Origin of the sequence: Copranaerobaculum intestinale (genome assembly GCF_009831105.1) — a bacterium.
Classification (GTDB): Bacteria; Bacillota_I; Bacilli_A; order Erysipelotrichales; family Erysipelotrichaceae; genus Copranaerobaculum; species Copranaerobaculum intestinale.
In genome coordinates, this window is the sequence record NZ_WUUQ01000002.1 from 379,299 (window position 1) to 398,718 (window position 19,420).

A 19,420-nucleotide genomic window follows, 5' to 3' on the forward strand; every position below is an offset into this window, starting at 1 on the left:
AATATATGAAAGAGGGTTATAGAATGGTTTCACTGGATAAGGATTTTGAAACAGTGAGTTTGGATGATATTCCCATGATCATGAATTTTCTGGCCAAAAGTAAATATGAAGAAAGCAATCATAATATTGTCAATATGATTTTATGGATGGATGTATATCCGTTGTGGAAGTATGTAAATGATCATTATTTACTGCTTTTAGGTATCCACAACCGAAAGCTGTTTTTATATATGCCGCTGTGTGAGGAGAACTATTTTAAAGAGGCGATTCTTTGCGCAAAGCAGATTTTCGATCGGTATGGATGCCCGTTTCGGTTAAGCTGCTTCACGCGTCCGCAGATTGATATGGCCGCACAATATGTCCCTGGATATCACGTATGTGCGGTACGAAACAGCTTTGATTATGTGTATGAATGTGAAAAGCTGCGTACCTTCTCCGGTAAAAAACTTCAAAAGAAACGAAATCATTTAAATGCTTTTTATAAGGAATATGATGGCCGTTTTACATATGAAGTGATGAATGCGGATAATGCTTTGGCATGTATTGATTTTCTGCATACATGGAAGGATGATGATGAAGATGTGTTTCTTCAGCAGGAAAAAGCCGGAACGGTAAGAGTACTGAAGCTGTGGGATAAGCTGCCGGCACGCGGAGGAATCCTTCGAATCGATGGTGAAATTCGCGCTTTTGCGATCGGTTCGCGGCTTTCCAAACGCATGTGTCAAATGAATGTCGAAAAGGGGGATGATCGCATTCGGGGAATTTATCAGGCAATGGTCAAAGAATTTTTGAGTCGGGAATATTTGGACTGCGAATATGTCAATCGGGAAGATGATATGGGAAAAGAGAATATCCGCAAAGCGAAGGAAGCATATCATCCGGTATTTATGGTTGAGAAATATCAGTTCTGTGAATGTGGTGAAATCAATGATTACGTTAGCTGAAAAGCAGGATAAAGAAGCGATTTATCAAATATGGAAAAAGTTATTTGCTGACGATGACGGCGGATATACCGATTATTATTTTCAATCACTCTATGATCGGGCTATCACGTATGTTATCAAGGAGCAAGGACTCATCAAAGCTGTGCTGCAGCGGCAGAAACATGAGATTCGCTTTCATCAGCACAACGTTCCTACTTCGATGATTTTGGGAGTCGCAACCCTTCCTGAATATCAGGGACAAGGACTGATGCGAAGGCTCATGGAATATGCGCTGGATGATGCGAAAAGAGAAGAAACGGTAACGATGATACAGGCATATCATCCTAAGCTTTATACACCCTTTGGATTTCAGGTCTATTACCATACGAAAACAATACCGTTTTCATCAGTACATACAAGGATAACCGGAGGGCTGGGGGATCCTGATTTTTTAGCTTGTTTGAAATTATATGATCATGCCATGGCATCCTTTGAGGGAACGATCGTGCGCACAAAGCAGTCCTTTATCGAGCTGCATGAAGAGCTACAGGCTCAGGGAGGGCAACTGATCGGTTACTATGAGGGTGATGTGATGAAAGCCTATGCGGCCTTGGAACTGCAGGCAGATAACCTGGTAACCGAATGCTTTGGTGATGCGGACGCTTGTTCAAAGCTGCTTGCCCTGGCACAACGCCGATTTGGAAATCTGAAGCAGCAGATATGTGATCATGATGGAGACCCCTATACAATGCTTTTATTTCATGATTGGCCGCGTTTTGCTTCCCTGGTGGATTTAGAGGAGCCATGTGAATCTGCTTATTTTCAAAATTTGGATACGCTGTTGTTTATGCATGAAAATGCTTAGAAATATTGAACCGGTCATCTTAAAAGGTTATAATAGTTGAAAAGAGGAGGCATTATAATGGAACCGATAAAAATTGAAAAATGTCCTTATTGTGGAAATACCAGTATTGGCATTGGATATCAGCTGGGACAGGGCAGTTTATCTGCTTCAAAAATGGGCTTAACAGGATGTAAGGTTGTTCATATGATTTGCCGCGGCTGCGGAAGTATTCTGTATAGCCGTGTGGAAAAGCCTCAAATATTTAAGGAGGAAAAATAACATGCATTTGGAAACGTATGAATTATTGGATCGGCTTAATCTGAAATATCAGCCTTATGAACATGAACCGGTATTGGATTATGAAACAGCGGCAATGGTAGATGAGAAATATCATATTGAAGGTGTGGAAAGCAAAAGCCTCTTGATGAAGACAAAATCGGGGAAATATTACCTTTTGATTACAACAAGCGATCAGCGGATGGATCGTAAATATATGAAACAGCTGCTGGGAGAAAAGGTTTCTATTGCCGCGCCGGAAGAACTGATGGAATTAGCAGGATATGAGGCTGGCTGTGCCGCGCCGTTCTGCTATCCGAAGGAAGTTGGTTTTTTGGTAGACACGTATTTGTTTACGTTGGATAAGATTATAATTTCCGCTGGTATATCAACTCAGTCAGCGTCTTTTGATCCCAATATCCTGAAAACTGTTTATGAACACGTTGAAAATGAAGTACGTTATCTGGATGATGTTCATGTGATGCCGGAAGTATAACGAATCATTTATATGAATTGAAGAAGGGGTCTTTTGAGAAGACTTCTTTTTATTATGTGCTTTACCGAATAAGTACAGGTTTTCTTTTGTCGTTTATTAAGATTGCGGATAAAAAAGTAAGGCAAGCCTCGATGTGGCATGTGGATAATTTGCAGCTATTAACTATCCGTAGTGTAAAGAATAATTTGCATATTTATTAACAATATGACAGGGGATGTCATATCCTTCATGGTATACTTTTGATAAAGAAAGATACCAGAGGGAGCAAACATGGAAGGTAAATTTATAAATATTACATTGGATAATATCGAACAGGAGCATCTGTGCTGTGCGATAGGGGACAAAAAGCATGCGGCAGGGGTAGATGTTAAAAAACAATGGATGAAAGAGCGTCTTAATGAGGGTCATGTGTTTCGTAGACTTGATGAAAAAGGAAAGATATTCATTGAATATGCACCGTTGGAAAAAGCTTGGGTGCCGGTTATCGGAGATAACTATTTGTATATTTACTGTTTATGGGTAGCCGGATCTTTTAAGGGCAAGGGTTACGGAAAGGCACTGATGGATGATTGTATAGAGGATGCTCATACACAGGGAAAGTCCGGTATCTGCATAATCAGTTCCAGGAAGAAAAAGCCGTATCTAAGTGATAAAAAATTCTTGAGTAAGGTAGGATTTGAAACGGTTGACGTCATACAAGATGATTATGAGTTAATGGCCTTGTCATTTGATGGCACCAAACCGGCTTTTCAAGAAACAGCGCGACGGATGAAAATTGATCAGCAGGAGCTTACGATCTATTATGGTAAACAGTGTCCGTATCATGTAAACTGCATCATGCAGATTACTAACTACTGCGAGGCTAACCAGATTCCGCTTCATCTTCATTGTATAGATTCACTTCAGAAAGCAAAATCAGAGCCCGGTATTTTCAACAATTGGGCGGTTTTCTATCATGGAGAATTTTTAGGTGTGCAGCTCATGAATGAGAATATTTTAAAGAAAACGTTGGGAGTATGATCAACTGATAAACAAGACAGTCAAAATGGACTGTCTTTAAATGTGGAAATCAGAAGCCAAATCCCATAAAGCAATTTATTATTTTCATATGCTTTTGAAAAAGATATAACAGGATGTCAAGGCATGGGAGATGATGTCAGCTCATAAATCAGAAATTGATATTCCATATGCGGCAGTTTGTATTATAATGGAATTTGTCAGGAGTGAAGCAGAAAATGAATAAACAAAGAATTTTTGATCATTTGCTTAAGCTTTGTGCAGTACCGAGCATTTCCGGCAGCGATGGTGAGAGAGCAATGCCGGATACGATTCGAGCGTGCTTGATGGAACACGCATATTTTCAAAAACATCCCGATTTCATTGATATCTTTACCATTCCTCAAGCTGCGGAAAAAGAGAGCTATATTTTTGCGCGCTACGAATGTGAGCGGAAGACCGAAAAAACAATTCTTCTGCTGTCTCATTTTGATGTGGTTGCGATTGATGAGTACGGAGCGGGTAAACCATATGCTTTTGATCCGATCGCATATGAAGACTTTTTAAAAAAGGGAAAGGTCCATCTGGATGAGGAGAGTCAGGCAGATCTTGAAAGCAGTCATTATCTGTTTGGGCGGGGAGTATGTGATATGAAATGGGGGTTAGCTGCGGATATGGAGGTGCTCTTTCATTTCGCAGAACACCCTGATGAAGCAGAAGCAAATGTATTACTGGTAAGCGTGCCGGATGAGGAACGAAATTCCATGGGCATGCTGGCAGCGGTGCCGCAGTTATTGGCTTATCAGCGGAAACATAATGTAAAGATCGAGCACTGCATCGTATCGGAACCGGATATTTCACCGGATAAATGTATGAACGGCAAACGGATGTTCATCGGTGCTGCCGGGAAAATCATGCCGTTATTCTACTGTGTCGGAAAAGAAACACATGTCGGCGATCCGTATTTTGGATTGAATCCGAATACACTGTGTTCCGCAATCGTGGAGCGAATGGAGCTGGATCCCAATTTCATTGATACTGCCAAAGGCTATGAAACGCCGGCGCCGACCTGTTTGAAGCAGAGCGACTGCAAGACCAATTATTCCGTGCAGACACCTTATGATGCATATTGTTATTTCAATTTAATGACTTTATCCAAAACCCCGGATGTCATCATGAAAGAGCTGATCGATTTGGCCGAGGATGCGTTTGCGGCGGTGTTAAAAAAGCGTATCGAATATCATCATGCAGCCTTAAAGAAGGTTGGAAAGCATATTCCTATCAATGAATATCCGGTGAATGTGATGACTTATCAGCAGCTGTATCAGCGCTGTGAACAGCTGCACGGTCAGACATTCGTCACCCACATGCAGACATTTATAAAACAATTAAAGAATGATGATTTAAGAAAAATGAGCTTGGCGGTCGTGCAGGAAGCACATACTTTTTTAGATGACCGCAACCCAATCATCATTCTGTCTTTTACACCGCCGTATTATCCGCACAGTGGATTTCTTCATGAAGATGCGGTGCTTAGAAAAGCGTGTGAGCGAATCGTCCGTGATGGAGAAGCAATTCAGGAAACCTATCACATCAATGACTGTTTCAACGGTCTGACAGATATGTCTTATTTATCGCTTCGAGAACCGGTAGATATCGATTCATTGACAAAGAATTTCCCGCTATGGGGTATTCATTATGAAGTGCCGCTTCAGAAAATACGCGACTTAAATATTGATTTTGTGAATTTTGGGCCGCTGGGAAAGGATCCACACAAGTATACGGAACGTATCGATCTGGAATATAGTATGGAGAAAGCCCCGGTGTTACTGTTGAAGCTGGTGCGGTATCTGAGTGAATCATGACTTGTATCTGGTCATCTATCTGGCTATAATAGATACGAAATGATGGTGAAGATATGGATGGTTCAGTTTTAGAGGCAGAAATGAAGCAGCTAAAGAGCAGCTGCGCTTATTATCGAAAAAAACGCACAGTGGTTGCACTGCTGCGTTTTCTTGTTTTTATCTCAATGATATTGAGCTTTATCGGTGGTTATCAGCTGCAGACGATCTGGTATGCATCAGCAGTAATGTTGCTGTTGGTTTTTATTGGATTGATCGTGTATCATGATACGATTAAAAAAGGGCTGTTTTACCGGGAATGCAAGCTTGAGGTTTTGCAGGATATCAAAAAGCGTAAAAATCATGAATGGACAGATTTTAAAGAGGACGGTAGTGCGTTTGTCGAAACAGATGATCTTGCGGCAAAGGACTTGGATATTTTTGGACATGCTTCCCTTTATCAGTATTTATGCTGTGCTGCTACACCTTATGGCCGCAGGGAATTTGCGCAATGGCTGAAACAGCCGGCTTCAAATATCACCCAATGGAAAAAACGGCAGGATGCAGTTGTCGAACTTTCGCAAAATATGGAATTTTCCCGGGCATTTATGACCTGCAGCAAAATTTTTGCCCATCGAAGCAAGATTCAAGAAACGACAATGTATAAAATTGTCGATGCGTCAAAAAACATGAAGCCCCAATCTGCTGCTTGCCGTATGATTCGATTTTTGGGACCGACGATCATGCTGGTCTTATTTGTCTTTGCAATACTTGGAACACTTGCCTGGCCGTGGTTATTCGCCTGGTTTGTCATACAGGCTGCCTTGGCGATGCTGCTGAGGAAAAGCTGTGATGAACGTTTGACCCTGCTGTCACATACACAGTCACTGATGGATACTTACGAACGTATGTTTCGCAGTATTGAGCTGGAATCCTTTTCCAGCCAGTATCTTAGAGAACTGCATGACGCAGTCTTTGGTGCGACCTTGGCAGTCAAAAAGTTTTCAACGCTGATCGGCTTTGCGAATGCCCGCAACAACGATATTACCTATTTGATCGGATCGGGATTTTTTCTGATGGATTTCCAGTTTGTATCCATGTATGAAGCATGGAAGCGTCATTACGGAAAACAATTAGAAGCATGGCTGCGGGCTGCCGGAAACATGGAAGCGTTGCTGTCGTTGTCCATGCTGAACCTGGTGCGGGATGATGTCTGTGTACCAACTATGGGTGAAAATCCAAAGCTATCATTTACAAATGCCGTACATCCGCTGCTGGATGAGCGAAAAGCAGTTGGCAATACGTTTACATTATCCGGCGGTACCTGTGTGATAACCGGATCCAATATGTCTGGAAAAACAACCTTTTTAAGAACGATCGGATTAAATATGACGCTGTTTAATGCCGGCGGATTCGTATGTGCGAAGGAATGGATCTCACCGATGATGAATATCTATACTTCAATGCGAGTAGAAGATAATGTCGATCAGGGTATATCCACTTTCTATGCGGAAATTCTACGTATCAAAACGATGATGCAGGCAATGGAGAAGCAAGAGCCGATGCTGGTTCTGATTGATGAAATCTTTAAGGGAACCAACAGTGCCGATCGCATCATCGGCGCACAGGAGGCTGTGAAACGACTTCATCAGCCATGGGTGATGACCTTTGTTTCAACGCATGATTTTGAACTCTGTATGCTGGAGGATGATCCGATGATCCAGGCATGCAATATGCATTTTCGTGAATATTATGAGGATAATGAAATCCGCTTTGATTATCTGCTCAGAAAAGGCCGATGTCAAACAACCAACGCCCGGCAGCTGATGCGAATGGCAGGAATCATCGACTAAGCTTGCGTTATAAAAAAAGATTCACTCATCTTTGACAAATAACATCATAAAGATAAAAAAATAGTCAGCAGTGATCGGTACTCATATCATCCGATCACTATGGACTATTTTCTTTTATGTGCGGTTATGATGGTGTAGCTGCTCGCGTTGACGGTAAAAATATTGTCATCTATTTCAATATACCAGTTTTTTCCGTTACGGGTAATCAATGCCTGTTCCTTTTGGATTTGTACTTTGCACCAAGCTGCCATATCATCTGTTTTCATGGAAAGATTTTGTTGAATCCGGATGATTCCGAGCGGTGTTGTATGCAGCCGGTCAATATTTTGAATCAGCTCTGTCGTCATGATACAGTATCCCTTCTTTCATAGGAAGCTTTTAAAAGCGCATGCTGAATCGCAAGGATTGTTTTTGCATCGGTAATTTCACCGTTTTGGATCATATGATAGGCATCGTTAAAGGAAAAGCGATGCAGGGTGATTCGTTCATCTTCATCCATTTCCAGTGGTTTATCCGGCTGATACAGTTCTTCTGCTTCATAGATTGTGACCTGTTCATCGAGAAATCCGGGTGAGGGAAGCATGGTACAGACTTTAACCAGTCTTTTGCATTGATAGCCGGTTTCTTCTTCCAGCTCACGATGTGCAGCGCGCATGGGATCTTCTCCCTTTTCCAGCTTGCCTGCCGGTATTTCATAAAGGGATTTCCCAATGACATAACGAAATTGACGAATCAGCAGGATATCTCCCTGATCGATCACCAGGATACCGACTCCGCCGGGATGTCGTACCACCTCTCTGAGCGCTGATGATTGATTGTCCTCGATGATGACATGATCTTTGGTTACCTTGATAATTTTACCGTCATAGAGCAATTCTGATTTTTGTTTAATTTCCATTTCTATCCCTCCGCTTCCTTCATTGTTATCAAATTTAAGAAAATGCGTGCATGCACGCATTATAGAAAAATATGTTTTGCTTCTAACGCTTTGCCGTTGTCTTCAATCAGGGCATAGCTTGGTCCCCGTCCATCGCGGCTTCGCCAAAGTGAACCGGGATTGACTACCAGTACACCATGGATAGTCTGTATATCGGCAACATGCGTATGTCCGAAGCACACAATATCACAGTTATTTTTACGGGCTGCCTCGGCCAGCTTCTCAACCCGCCGCATATAGGCAAACTGATGGCCGTGCGCAACCAGGATCCGATGCTTTCCAAAGGGGACGATCAGCGAATCCGGCAAATCATAAAAAATATCATTGTTTCCGGCTACAACCATCATTTCCGGAAAATTTTCCGCATAATCTTCAATATCGCCGCAGTGAATCATCACATCGACCTCACTATGGTACTGATCGATTAATTTGTTGACAAGATCACTGCGTCCGTGACTGTCGCTGACAACTAAACATTTCATAAAACATCACCTAGTATTATCATACCAAAAATGACAATATTATAAAAGAAAAAGCAAACAATTTAAAAGGACAGGCAAATATGCAGTACGGGCAGTAAATCTTCGGCATACGGTGGAATGTATCGAGGTACAGGAAGGAAGGATGATGTATGGCATATTCAGGAATTGATGTATCAGAGTTTCAAGGAGATATCAACTGGTCCGGCGTTAAGGCAGCCGGCATTCAGTTCGCGATCATACGGGCCGGATTCGGATCCTTTCCGCAAGGAAGAAAAGATCGTAAATTTGATCAGAATATGAAAAATGCCGAGGCTGCGGGAATGGCGGTTGGTGTATACTGGTATTCTTATGCGACAACGGTTCAGCTGGCAAAGCAGGAGGCTGAAAATTTTCTTTCGACGATCCGCGGTTATCGATTTGCATATCCCGTCTATATGGATTTTGAAGATGATTCTCAGCGGCCCCTTACAACCCAGCAGCGAACACAGATTGTAGAGACCTTTTGCTCGATCGTGGAAGCAGCCGGTTATTATACCGGTATTTATGCGAACCTCTACACATTTCAGAATCTATTGAATCTCAGTGAATTGGCGAAGTATGATAAATGGTTGGCGCAATGGGCGGCCACACCGACCTATGGAAATGAATTTGGAGGCTTGTGGCAGTATACCAGCAGCGGTCTTGTGAATGGGATCAGCGGACGGGTGGATATGGATATCTCATATCGAAATTATCCGGAAATTATAAAGCAGGCCGGATTGAACGGTTATGGTAATAACGGCGGCAGCACACCTGATCCGCTTCCCGAACCGCCGACAAAATATCAGCTGCATGACTATGTGACGATCAACGGCATCTATACGTCGAGCGATTCGACAGAAAAATTAAAACCCAGCATTACCGGAGGAACGATCACGAAAATTTTGAGCGGACATCGTAATCCCTATCTGCTGAATAATGGATCGGGCTGGGTTAATGATGGCGTGATTGTAGCTTCTGATTCCCCGACAGCTTTTCATGTCGGAGAAATGGTAACGCCGATTCGACCGGTTTCCTATGATGGTGTTCCCCTGCTGCCGGACGTTATCAACAAATCTTATCCGATCATTCAGCTGAATGGTGAACGGGCAGTGCTTGGGGCAGGCTTGAATACTGCGTTCAAAACAAACAATCTAAAGCGTTCGCAAGCCGGGGTGCCACAGATGATCCGTGTTGGCTCAACGGTGAAGATCAAACCGGGCGCTTTGGATTACAATGGTACCGCGCTCGCTTCCTTTGTCTATGACAACACATATAAGGTCACCGAGCTTCAGGGAAAACGCGCTGTTTTATCTTCTATCAACACTGCCGTAAACACTGATAATCTAATTTTGGTATCGTAAAAAAATACAGATGATAAGACATTGAGAAACAGGGGAAAAAGCCCCTGTTTTCTTGCATAATCACTATGTTTATGCTATATTAGTAAAAGGCTTTTGTGAAAAAGGAGTCATGCATGGATTACTATCAAGAAATACTATCAAAATGTGATGCACTGCTCGTAGAAAACAAGGTGCAGGAAGCGTATGATTTATTGGAAGAAGAATTGCGGATGCCATATATTCCCAAGGACAGTGAAGAAAAGATCATCGCCCTGTATAATGAATGCCGGCAGCAGCTCGAAATGCAGAAACCGCAGAAAACATACACGGAAGAAGATCTGGAAGATCTTTTATCCGGTACGCTCGATGAACAGTTTGCGGCAGTGGAGGTGCTGAAATCCAGCAATATCCGTCGTCATCTGCCGATCATTGAGCATTATTTTTGCGGGAATCCGCATTATCTGGTACGATCATTACTGGTAGAAGCACTGATTGATCAGCAGGTACACGGAGAGCTGAAAATGGATTATGAGGGGATGGAAATCACCTTTGATCCTGGCTTTGTGGAAATGCCGATGGAAAGTGACGGAGCCCTGCAGGCAGTCGCATGGATTCGCGAATGGTTTGAGAATGACAATCCGAGCTTTGCGATGATGTGTGTGGAAACCTTGGTAAAAGAGGCTTATCTGAAGCTTCCGTTCAACATTGATGAAGATGAAAGTCAGTTGATCGCTTTGGCGGCAGTAAAGTATGTCTTTTATGCATACGGCGAGCAGCCGGCATTTGAGAAATTTCTTGCGGAAAAAGCACTTGCGCAAAGCAGTGGTTATGAATTATTATTAAATAAGCATGACATGGAATAAGAAAACAGATACATGCATAAAAGCAGTTACTAGGAGGAACGAACAATGAGTTCAACATGGCAGTTAAACGAAAAATCAAAAGGTGAATTAAAAGCAACCGTAAACGGCGAAACCTGGACGAAAGCACAGGATAAAGCATTTAAGAAACTGGCGCAGAAAGTAAATCTGCCAGGCTTTCGTAAAGGACAGGCACCTTTGAACATGGTGAAGAAGCACGTCGGCAAACAGAATATCCTGATGGAAGCGATCGATGAAGTAGCCGGAGAAGCACTGATGAACGGTGTGAAAGAACACGAGCTGCAGATGATTGCACGCCCGGAGCTGGGAGTCGAGAAAATCGATGAAAATGAAGTTGTGCTGACTTTCGCAATCACGGTAAAACCAGAGGTTACGCTGGGTGAGTATAAAAACCTGGATGTGAAGAAAGATAAAGTAAAAGTTACCGCGAAAGAAGTTGAGGAAGAAGCAGCGAAGCTGCAGGAAAAATTTGCTGAGCTGGTTGTCAAAGAAGAAGGCGAAGCAGTTGAAAACGGTGATACTGCGGTCATTGATTTTGAAGGATTTAAAGATGATGTTCCTTTTGAAGGCGGTAAAGGAGAAAGCTATCCGCTGGTGATCGGTTCTGGTTCTTTCATCCCTGGCTTTGAAGAACAGCTGGTTGGTATGAAAGCAAATGAAACGAAGGATATCAATGTGACGTTCCCGGCCGAATATCAGGCAGCAGAATTAGCTGGCCAGCCGGTGGTATTCAAAGTAACCGTACACGAAATCAAAAAGAAAGAGCTTCCGGCACTGGATGATGAACTGGTAAAACAGGCTGAAATCAAGGATGTTGAAACTCTGGAAGCATATAAAGAATATCTTAAAAAGCAGTTAACAGAAGCTAAGACGAATCAGGCAGAAGAAAAATATACCAATGATATTCTGACGAAAATCTGTGAAAACAGCAAGGTTGAAATTCCGCAGATCATGATCGATGATGAAACAGATCGTCTGGTAAATGATTTTGCTCAGCGTTTGCAGTCACAGGGCTTCTCACTGGATCAGTTCAAGCAGATCACCGGGCAGAGCCAGGAAGCAATTCGTGCTGAGCTGGGAAAAGATGCGGAACAGAAAGTCAATGTACGACTGGTTCTGGAAGCAATCGCTGCCAAGGAAGGTATTGAAGTAAGTGATGAAGAAGTAGAAGCAGAATATACAAAACTTGCCGAGAATTACCACATGGAAGTGGAGAAAATCAAAGAGCTGCTGGATCATAATGCAATCGCCTACGATTTAGAAATCCGTAAAGCGATGGATCTGGTAAAAGCTTAGTAAGGAATGAAAGAGACGCTTCCTGCGTCTTTTTTAGGCTTTTGAAAGGAGTGTTTAAGAATGGAAGAAAAAAATTTGGAAATGCAGTATCCAGTGGTTTGCACACGGGGTGTAGTCGTGTTCCCAAATCAGGAAATATCCATTGATGTGGGACGCACCAAAAGCATGCAGGCGGTTGAGGAAGCACAGCTTCATTTTGATAATACGGTAGTTTTAGTAGCACAGAAGGATGTTGCGATGGAAGATCCTAAGGCTGAGGATATCTTCGGCTTCGGAACGCTTTGTGTAATCAAGCATGTGCGCCGTATGGAGGGCTATCTGCGCGTAAAATTCCGCGGTGTAAAAAGAGCATCGATCCAGACTCTGATTAACGATGATACGATGATGAGTGCTGACATTGAACTCATGGAAGATGTCATGCAGAATCCGAAAGAGGAAATTGCTTTGGTGCGCCGGATCGCTCATCAGTTTGAAGAAATTGATATTATCAATCAGCATCTGCCGAAAGAGATGATCAACGAGCTGGCTAAGGGCGTATCCGCGCCACAGCTGGCCGATCAGGTATCACAGTTATTCCCGCTGTCGCTGGAGAAGCGTCAGGAACTGTTAGAAACGCTGGGCGTCAATGACCGGCTGCTTCTGATATTGCAGGAAATTGAAAGTGAAAAGGAGCTTTCTCAGATTGAGAATCGGATCAATGAAAAAGTAAAAACCCGCATCGAGGAAAGTCAAAAGGAATACTATCTGCGTGAGAAGCTGCGCGCGATCAAAGAAGAACTCGGTGATGTACCGGATCAGGACAGCGATATTGATGAAATGCGCAAGCAGATCGAGGATCATCCTTATCCGGAGTACGTAAAGGAAAAGGCTCGCGAAGAGCTGCAGCGTTATGAAATGCTGCCAGCCGCATCGGGGGAATCCGGGGTTATTAAAACATATCTGGATTGGCTGCTGAAGCTGCCTTGGTGGCAGGAAACCGAAGATGAGGAAGACTTAAACCATGCGGCTGAGGTATTGGATGCGGATCACTATGGCTTGGAAAAAGTAAAAACCCGCATCATGGAATATTTGGCAGTGAAGCAGATGACCAATTCACTGAAGGCGCCGATTCTTTGTTTAGTCGGTCCTCCGGGGGTCGGTAAGACTTCACTTTCAAAATCGGTTGCCCGTGCGTTAAACCGTAAATTTGTGAAAATTTCATTAGGCGGAGTCAAGGATGAAAGCGAGATCCGCGGTCATCGCAGAACCTATTTGGGTTCGCTGCCGGGACGTTTTATCCAGGGCATGAAAAAGGCCGGTACGATCAATCCGGTATTTCTGATTGATGAAATTGATAAAATGGCATCAGATTACAAGGGAGATCCGGCCAGTGCGATGCTGGAGGTATTGGATCCGGAGCAGAATTCTTTGTTCTCTGATCATTATTTAGAAGAAACCTATGATCTTTCTAAGGTGCTGTTTATCGCAACTGCCAATTATCTGGAAGATATTCCCGCGGCATTGCGTGATCGTTTAGAAATCATCAATCTTTCCTCTTATACGGAAGTTGAAAAGGTTAAGATTGCCGAACGTCATCTGGTGCCGAAGCAGTTAAAAGAAAACGGCTTAAAGGCCTCTCAGTTGAAGATCGATGAAGACATGCTGTTATATTTGATTCGCTATTACACGCGGGAAAGCGGAGTGCGTCAGCTGGAGCGTACGATTGCGACAGTCTGCCGCAAGAGTGTATTGGCGATATTAAAGGATAAAAAGAAATCTATAAAGCTCACGAAAAAGCTTTGCCGTGAATGGTTGGGCAACGAAATGTTCGACTATGGCAAGCGGGAGAAGAAGGATCAGGTGGGAACCGTCACCGGACTTGCCTATACCAGCTTCGGCGGTGATGTGCTGCAGATCGAGGTTACACACTTTGACGGCAAGGGCAAACTGGTCATTACCGGCCAGCTTGGCGATGTCATGAAGGAAAGCGCGACGATTGCATACGATTATGTTCGTGCGAATGCTAAAAAATATAAGATTAAATCAGATATCTTCGAAAATAATGATATTCATATTCATGTGCCGGAGGGAGCGGTGCCAAAGGATGGTCCGAGTGCCGGAGTTACTCTTACCACGGCGCTGGTATCCTCACTCAGCAATCGCCCGGTTCATGCGGATCTGGCAATGACCGGTGAAGTCACACTGCGCGGCAATGTTCTTCCAATCGGCGGCTTGAAAGAAAAGTCGATGGCGGCTCACCGCTGTGGCATTAAAACGGTCGTGATCCCTAAAGGCAATGTTAAGGATATCGATGAGATTCCATCGATCGTAAAGGAAAGTGTGAACTTCGTGCCGGTAGACAACGTGTCTCAGGTTCTGGATATCGCACTGAGTAAATAGTCATGCAGTTTCAAAAAGCGGAATTGGTGATATCCGCTGCGTCCAAGGTGCAGTGGCCACAGACCGAGCTTCCGGAAATTGTGCTGGCCGGACGAAGCAATGTCGGGAAATCATCGCTGATCAATGCGCTGACCGGACGTAAAAAGCTTGCTTATGTCGGAAATACACCCGGTAAAACAAGATTATTGAACTTCTTTAATTTGGATGATCAATACATGTTTGTCGATGTGCCCGGCTATGGGTATGCCAATATTTCTAAGCAGCAGCTCATTCGCTTCGGTGAAATGATGGAAGACTATTTCAATGAACGCATGCAGAAGCGGGGATTGCTGTTGATTGTGGATGCCCGGCATAAACCGACTGAAGATGATCTGACGATGATCGACTTTGTCCGTTATTACGATCTTCCGGTTGTAGTAGCAGCGACAAAGTATGATAAAGTAAAACCATCGCAGCGTCAGCACAATCTGAAAGTGATCAAGGAAACATTATGTCTGCGTGATGAGGAAAAATTAATTCCGTTTTCAGCCGAAACCAAGCTCGGCGTTGATGAGGTGTGGGATGCGCTGCTGGAAATGCTCCATTAGAACACATAGTTTATGAAGCTATGTGTTTTTCTTTTGATAATTTAGATATTCAAACAGACTTCATGCTGTTTTATAGAAGCAGCAGATGCTGATAAGGCAAGCGCACATAGCTGCATCATAAGTATAAAAAGGGAATACAGGCATAAAAGAAACTGAAAAAGCATAGATAATCATAGGAGGAATCTTATGAAAACAATGCGTATAGAAAAAAATCTGCATCTTCATGATACAGTTGATGAGGTGGTGAATCTGCACGTCAGTGAAGCTCTTAAATACAATAAGGAAGAAGACGGCATTCGTGCGGTAGGACCGCTTTACATCAAAGGACAGTATTTGCATGAAGGAGAACAGAAACCGTTTCAAGAAGTTTTGGATATGGATGTATTGGCACCACATGAAAAACTGATGCCGAAGGAAACATTTGATCTGGAAGTTATGAAATATGAAGGAACTCCAAGTGAAGACGGGATTCATCTATTGGTGCAAATGGGTATCCACGGGCTGAAAGAAGACAGTAAAGTAAATGAGCCGGTGGAGGTCAGTGAAGCTCCGGCTTCACAGCCGCAATCAAAACCGATTGCGGAGGCGCCGACCATAGCTGAAGAGCCGCCTTTGACGAAATCCATTGATCAGGATGAGGAGCAGTCGGCATCAGCTGAGCCGACTGATATCAGCGAGCTGGAGGATCTGTTTGAAGGGACGGACAGCGTATATACTTCATATCGAATGATCGTTGCGAAACCGGATGATACGTATGCGTCGATTGCGCAGCGTTATGAAGTTGATGAAAGTGTCCTTCGCAATACAAACCGCAATAAGGATATATTTCCTAAGACGCTGGTTGTCTTGCCGTTTGGACAAGGAAGTCAAGAAAAAGAAACGGTAACGAAATAGATTGAATCAAAGTGTCTATGAGGTTGCGCGTGTAAATAATTTTGAGTAAACTCAATTCATACTATGATTGCATAGATCGTGATAGTATCAAGCATAAAGGTACTATCACTTTTTTACTGTTTTATCATAATGATAATGTTTATCAATGAACACTTTTATTCTGTCTTTAAATATATCACACGGTTAAAAGACTAAATTTTATATTCAATTTATGAGTGATTTATTTCATTTTCTTTATGTTTATTCCGGATCTTAACTTTTCACTTTCCGCAACTGGGAAATTGGCATGTTAAAATTTGACAAGTGGTGGTAATTGTTATATTCTTATCAAGAAGGATTACAACACAGCATTTGTCTATAAAGGTAAACAATTATAGACTCTTCTTAAATTCCCTTTTTACATATAATAGATATACAATTATAGTCTTTTTTTTTGCTTTAAGACGCTCCTGCATGATACCTATCAAAGTTTACCTTAATAAACAAGAGGGAGAATGCATATGAATTATCTATGCTGAGAAATAAAAAGGGAGGATAAGAGGAGAAAATGAAAAAAAGAATTATAAAGTATTTGGTGAGTGGGATATTAGTATTATTTATATTAATTTCTGGTGTTAAAGGATTTGAAATCATTATTCATGGGAATTCTGTAGTAGATCTTCTTATTGATCATGCTGTAAATGAAGATAGAACATCTGTTGATGTTTCATGGAAAGGTGTTGTAAAGGACGGTTATACGATTGTTGCTATTCAAAAAGATGGTGAACAAAGAGTAGCTGGACAATCATTAGAAACGACAATTCATGAAAATGGAACATATAAAATTATTGTGTATTATGTCCAAAATGATCATGAAGCAAATCCAGAGAATCCTAAACAAGAAGAAAGTGTTGAATTTGAGGATACAATTACAGAAATTCAAGAAGAAACTTCTGATATTAAATCATCTGATAAAAGTACATCTATTTCACAGATACAAACTTATAGTTCTAGGGAAATAGGAGATACTGAGGATCTTATTATTGATGAAACAAGTTTTCCGGATGAGGAATTTCGAGCTTGGATAAAAAGTCAAAGCTATGGCAGTGATGGAAAATTAACACCTTCCGAACGAAGAAATGTAATCATGATAAGCCTTCCTCAGCATGGAACAATTAAAAATTTAGATGGTATTGAATACTTTACAGAGTTAACCCATTTGTATTGTTCATATCAAGAGTTGAATAAACTGGATTTGTCAAAAAACACAAAACTTGAAATGCTAGAGTGTTTTAAAAATCAACTCACAAGTTTGGATTTATCACAAAATATCAATTTGGATTATTTATATTGTTCTTATAACAATCTTACTGAATTGAATGTTGATAATAATCCACTTTTGACAGATTTGTATTGTGAGAATAACCAACTTACAGCACTTGATGTTAAAAATAATATAAAATTGAAACTCTTGCGTTGTAGTGTGAATAAAATTGAATCTTTGGATATAAAGACAAATGTATTGTTAGAAGATTTTGAATGCGCAAATAATAAAATAAAATCACTTGACATCAGTCATAATCCCAATTTGACTACGGTTTATTGTTATACAAATGAATTAGAAACCTTAACGGTTGGCAATCTTACAAAATTAGATACTTTATTTTGTCAAACGAATAAACTTAAAACATTAGATGTAAGTGCGTGCATTTCATTGAAACAATTTTGGTGTGGTAGCAATCAATTACGGTATATGGACATGTCTAACTGCACAAAATTAACTTCATTAAGTCTTGGAACTCAACAATTAGGAGATATTTATTTGGATCATGGGAATGTGTTTGATTTACATACATTGGATGAACATATTAATAGTGATAATATTACACAAGCTGATACAACCGCTGCTTATCATACATTAGAAGGAACTGTCATTACTAGCATTGGAATGGGATATTATTTTTACTATGATATTGATTGTGGGTTTGCTAATAAAACAATGAGAGTTGGTATTATATTCAGAGGAATCAATGACTGGAAGACACCATTATCAATAGAAAATTGGCGAGTAGGGGAAACACCCCAGCAACCTAAGGCCAGCGCATGGTTTGGAGATAATACATTAAAATATCAATATGCTCAAACAGCCAATGGTGAATATCATGATGAGATACCCAATACTGCTGGAACATGGTATGTCAAGGCATCGGTAACTGGAGCTACAACATATGCGGGATTGGAAAGCGACCCGGTTATGTTTACGATTAATGCATGGACTTCATCTTTGAAGATTGACGATTGGTCATATGGTGAAAAGGCAAAGACACCAACCATAGAAGCAGCAATAGGAACCAAGGATGTTCATTATGTTTATAGTAATACACTAGATGGTACATATAGTGAGGACATTCCTACTGAAGCGGGTTCATGGTATGTCAAAGCTATTTTACATGATACAGATGAGTATAAAGGATTAGAAAGTCAACCAACAAAGTTTCAAATTCATCAAGCTAAAAATCACTGGATTCAAAATCCAAGTCTAGATAATTGGACTTATGGTGTTAATGGTGCTGTCCCTCAGGCAAAGGCTGCTTTTGGTACAAATGCTGTTATTTATCAGTACAGTGACAAAGAAGATGGTCTTTATACGAGTCAAAAACCTAATAGAGCCGGAATTTGGTATATGAAAGCATATATTCAAGAAACTGCAAATTATGAAGGATTAGAGATGAATGTTCGTTTTGAAATTATACAGCCACAAGTTAAAATTGAAGAAACAGATACGATATATATTATAAATAGCGGAAAAAATATGGTGTTTGTATGCAGTGGTTTGCTTCCCAATTTAACAGGAGTGTACATAGATGGAAATTCTCTTGATCAAAAAAATTATATTCTTGAATCGGGAAGTACAATCCTGACTTTGAAAGAAAATTATTTAAATGGGCTTGATGAGGGATGGCATGTATTGCAATTTGTATATGGAAATACAAAGGTTGAAACACGTTTTATGGTTCAAAGACCTATTGATGATAATACGACGATAACACATAAGCCTGATGTGAATACAGGGGACAGTACCAATAGATATGGACTCATCTTATTATTTGGAGCAAGTTTTGTTGCCTTGAATTTAATCATGATGAATCGACATAAAAAGAAATTATAGTCTGTAAATTTTCGTGATGATCCCTCTAAGCAGACAACGGAAATTAATAATACGTTGGATACGAAAGGAGGGATCTTTTCTAATGGGAAAAAAGCAAATATATATTAGAACAGAAAATTAAAGCAGTAGAAGACTGTATAAGCGAGAAACAATGCAAATATGTATAGATATGTGAGAAGGTACTCTATATAAGTGGATGACAATATATGACAACCTTGGTGAAATG

Annotated in this window: 17 protein-coding genes; 14 read left to right on the plus strand and 3 right to left on the minus strand. The window is 41.3% G+C overall.

Annotated features, from left to right (window positions below; genetic code table 11):
- The first annotated feature begins 23 nt into the window (after positions 1 to 23).
- The 7 genes from GSF08_RS06650 (at position 24) to GSF08_RS06680 (ending at position 7,229) form a co-directional block, all read left to right on the plus strand.
- Positions 24 to 944, plus strand: coding sequence for a DUF2156 domain-containing protein (locus GSF08_RS06650; protein ID WP_160625051.1), 921 nt, complete (start codon positions 24 to 26; stop codon positions 942 to 944).
- A complete protein-coding gene (locus GSF08_RS06655) occupies positions 928 to 1,788 on the plus strand; it encodes a GNAT family N-acetyltransferase (RefSeq protein WP_160625052.1) in 861 nt (286 codons plus the stop codon). Before GSF08_RS06650 ends, GSF08_RS06655 begins: the two co-directional genes overlap by 17 nt.
- A gap of 57 nt (positions 1,789 to 1,845) precedes the next feature.
- Positions 1,846 to 2,046, plus strand: a complete 201-nt coding sequence (locus GSF08_RS06660; protein WP_160625053.1) for a hypothetical protein — start codon at positions 1,846 to 1,848, stop codon at positions 2,044 to 2,046.
- 1 nt (position 2,047) lies between these two features.
- Positions 2,048 to 2,539 carry a YbaK/EbsC family protein gene (locus tag GSF08_RS06665; RefSeq protein ID WP_160625054.1) on the plus strand — a complete coding sequence of 164 codons (492 nt, stop codon included), beginning with the start codon at positions 2,048 to 2,050 and terminating at the stop codon, positions 2,537 to 2,539.
- A 270-nt stretch (positions 2,540 to 2,809) separates the two neighbouring features.
- Positions 2,810 to 3,559 (plus strand): GNAT family N-acetyltransferase, encoded by a 750-nt coding sequence (locus tag GSF08_RS06670; protein ID WP_160625055.1) that lies wholly within the window; start codon positions 2,810 to 2,812, stop codon positions 3,557 to 3,559.
- A 215-nt stretch (positions 3,560 to 3,774) separates the two neighbouring features.
- Positions 3,775 to 5,400, plus strand: coding sequence for a M20/M25/M40 family metallo-hydrolase (locus tag GSF08_RS06675; RefSeq protein ID WP_160625056.1), 1,626 nt, complete (start codon positions 3,775 to 3,777; stop codon positions 5,398 to 5,400).
- Between the two features lie 53 nt (positions 5,401 to 5,453).
- Positions 5,454 to 7,229 carry a MutS-related protein gene (locus GSF08_RS06680; RefSeq protein ID WP_160625057.1) on the plus strand — a complete coding sequence of 592 codons (1,776 nt, stop codon included), beginning with the start codon at positions 5,454 to 5,456 and terminating at the stop codon, positions 7,227 to 7,229.
- A 104-nt stretch (positions 7,230 to 7,333) separates the two neighbouring features.
- On the opposite strand, the gene GSF08_RS06685 is transcribed toward GSF08_RS06680, so the two are convergent.
- Genes GSF08_RS06685 through GSF08_RS06695 form a run of 3 tightly spaced genes read right to left on the minus strand, consistent with a single transcriptional unit; the run spans position 7,334 to position 8,648 of the window.
- Positions 7,334 to 7,576, minus strand: a complete 243-nt coding sequence (locus GSF08_RS06685; RefSeq protein WP_160625058.1) for a DUF3781 domain-containing protein — start codon at positions 7,574 to 7,576, stop codon at positions 7,334 to 7,336.
- Positions 7,573 to 8,127 (minus strand): NUDIX hydrolase, encoded by a 555-nt coding sequence (locus GSF08_RS06690; RefSeq protein WP_160625059.1) that lies wholly within the window; start codon positions 8,125 to 8,127, stop codon positions 7,573 to 7,575. The genes GSF08_RS06685 and GSF08_RS06690 overlap by 4 nt, the downstream gene beginning before the upstream one ends.
- Before the next feature lie 59 nt (positions 8,128 to 8,186).
- A complete protein-coding gene (locus tag GSF08_RS06695) occupies positions 8,187 to 8,648 on the minus strand; it encodes a metallophosphoesterase family protein (protein ID WP_160625060.1) in 462 nt (153 codons plus the stop codon).
- 149 nt (positions 8,649 to 8,797) lie between these two features.
- Between GSF08_RS06695 and GSF08_RS06700 the strand changes: the two genes are divergently transcribed.
- The 7 genes from GSF08_RS06700 (at position 8,798) to GSF08_RS06730 (ending at position 19,194) form a co-directional block, all read left to right on the plus strand.
- Positions 8,798 to 10,030, plus strand: coding sequence for a glycoside hydrolase family 25 protein (locus GSF08_RS06700; protein WP_160625061.1), 1,233 nt, complete (start codon positions 8,798 to 8,800; stop codon positions 10,028 to 10,030).
- A gap of 95 nt (positions 10,031 to 10,125) precedes the next feature.
- Positions 10,126 to 10,872: a DUF3196 family protein gene (locus tag GSF08_RS06705; protein ID WP_347337987.1), complete on the plus strand. Its 747-nt coding sequence runs from the start codon at positions 10,126 to 10,128 to the stop codon at positions 10,870 to 10,872.
- 45 nt (positions 10,873 to 10,917) lie between these two features.
- A complete protein-coding gene (gene tig, locus GSF08_RS06710; RefSeq protein WP_160625063.1) occupies positions 10,918 to 12,186 on the plus strand; it encodes a trigger factor in 1,269 nt (422 codons plus the stop codon).
- A 60-nt stretch (positions 12,187 to 12,246) separates the two neighbouring features.
- The gene (lon, locus tag GSF08_RS06715; RefSeq protein WP_160625064.1) at positions 12,247 to 14,565 is read left to right on the plus strand and encodes an endopeptidase La; all 2,319 of its coding nucleotides are present in this window, start codon (positions 12,247 to 12,249) and stop codon (positions 14,563 to 14,565) included.
- A 2-nt stretch (positions 14,566 to 14,567) separates the two neighbouring features.
- Positions 14,568 to 15,152, plus strand: coding sequence for a ribosome biogenesis GTP-binding protein YihA/YsxC (gene yihA, locus GSF08_RS06720; RefSeq protein ID WP_160625065.1), 585 nt, complete (start codon positions 14,568 to 14,570; stop codon positions 15,150 to 15,152).
- Between the two features lie 186 nt (positions 15,153 to 15,338).
- Positions 15,339 to 16,046: a stage VI sporulation protein D gene (locus tag GSF08_RS06725; protein WP_160625066.1), complete on the plus strand. Its 708-nt coding sequence runs from the start codon at positions 15,339 to 15,341 to the stop codon at positions 16,044 to 16,046.
- A 547-nt stretch (positions 16,047 to 16,593) separates the two neighbouring features.
- The gene (locus tag GSF08_RS06730) at positions 16,594 to 19,194 is read left to right on the plus strand and encodes a leucine-rich repeat domain-containing protein (protein WP_160625067.1); all 2,601 of its coding nucleotides are present in this window, start codon (positions 16,594 to 16,596) and stop codon (positions 19,192 to 19,194) included.
- Positions 19,195 to 19,420 lie beyond the last annotated feature (226 nt).

What these genes read in the sequence shown, in the direction of transcription:
- GSF08_RS06665 (WP_160625054.1), top strand. Translation starts at nt 2,048, where the DNA reads ATGCATTTGGAAACGTATGAATTATTGGATCGGCTTAATCTGAAATAT.
- lon (WP_160625064.1), top strand. Translation starts at nt 12,247, where the DNA reads ATGGAAGAAAAAAATTTGGAAATGCAGTATCCAGTGGTTTGCACACGG.
- GSF08_RS06730 (WP_160625067.1), top strand. Translation starts at nt 16,594, where the DNA reads ATGAAAAAAAGAATTATAAAGTATTTGGTGAGTGGGATATTAGTATTA.
- GSF08_RS06655 (WP_160625052.1), top strand. Translation starts at nt 928, where the DNA reads ATGATTACGTTAGCTGAAAAGCAGGATAAAGAAGCGATTTATCAAATA.
- GSF08_RS06700 (WP_160625061.1), top strand. Translation starts at nt 8,798, where the DNA reads ATGGCATATTCAGGAATTGATGTATCAGAGTTTCAAGGAGATATCAAC.
- GSF08_RS06675 (WP_160625056.1), top strand. Translation starts at nt 3,775, where the DNA reads ATGAATAAACAAAGAATTTTTGATCATTTGCTTAAGCTTTGTGCAGTA.
- GSF08_RS06670 (WP_160625055.1), top strand. Translation starts at nt 2,810, where the DNA reads ATGGAAGGTAAATTTATAAATATTACATTGGATAATATCGAACAGGAG.
- GSF08_RS06695 (WP_160625060.1), bottom strand. Translation starts at nt 8,648, where the DNA reads ATGAAATGTTTAGTTGTCAGCGACAGTCACGGACGCAGTGATCTTGTC.
- GSF08_RS06725 (WP_160625066.1), top strand. Translation starts at nt 15,339, where the DNA reads ATGAAAACAATGCGTATAGAAAAAAATCTGCATCTTCATGATACAGTT.
- GSF08_RS06680 (WP_160625057.1), top strand. Translation starts at nt 5,454, where the DNA reads ATGGATGGTTCAGTTTTAGAGGCAGAAATGAAGCAGCTAAAGAGCAGC.
- yihA (WP_160625065.1), top strand. Translation starts at nt 14,568, where the DNA reads ATGCAGTTTCAAAAAGCGGAATTGGTGATATCCGCTGCGTCCAAGGTG.
- GSF08_RS06690 (WP_160625059.1), bottom strand. Translation starts at nt 8,127, where the DNA reads ATGGAAATTAAACAAAAATCAGAATTGCTCTATGACGGTAAAATTATC.
- tig (WP_160625063.1), top strand. Translation starts at nt 10,918, where the DNA reads ATGAGTTCAACATGGCAGTTAAACGAAAAATCAAAAGGTGAATTAAAA.
- GSF08_RS06660 (WP_160625053.1), top strand. Translation starts at nt 1,846, where the DNA reads ATGGAACCGATAAAAATTGAAAAATGTCCTTATTGTGGAAATACCAGT.
- GSF08_RS06685 (WP_160625058.1), bottom strand. Translation starts at nt 7,576, where the DNA reads ATGACGACAGAGCTGATTCAAAATATTGACCGGCTGCATACAACACCG.
- GSF08_RS06650 (WP_160625051.1), top strand. Translation starts at nt 24, where the DNA reads ATGGTTTCACTGGATAAGGATTTTGAAACAGTGAGTTTGGATGATATT.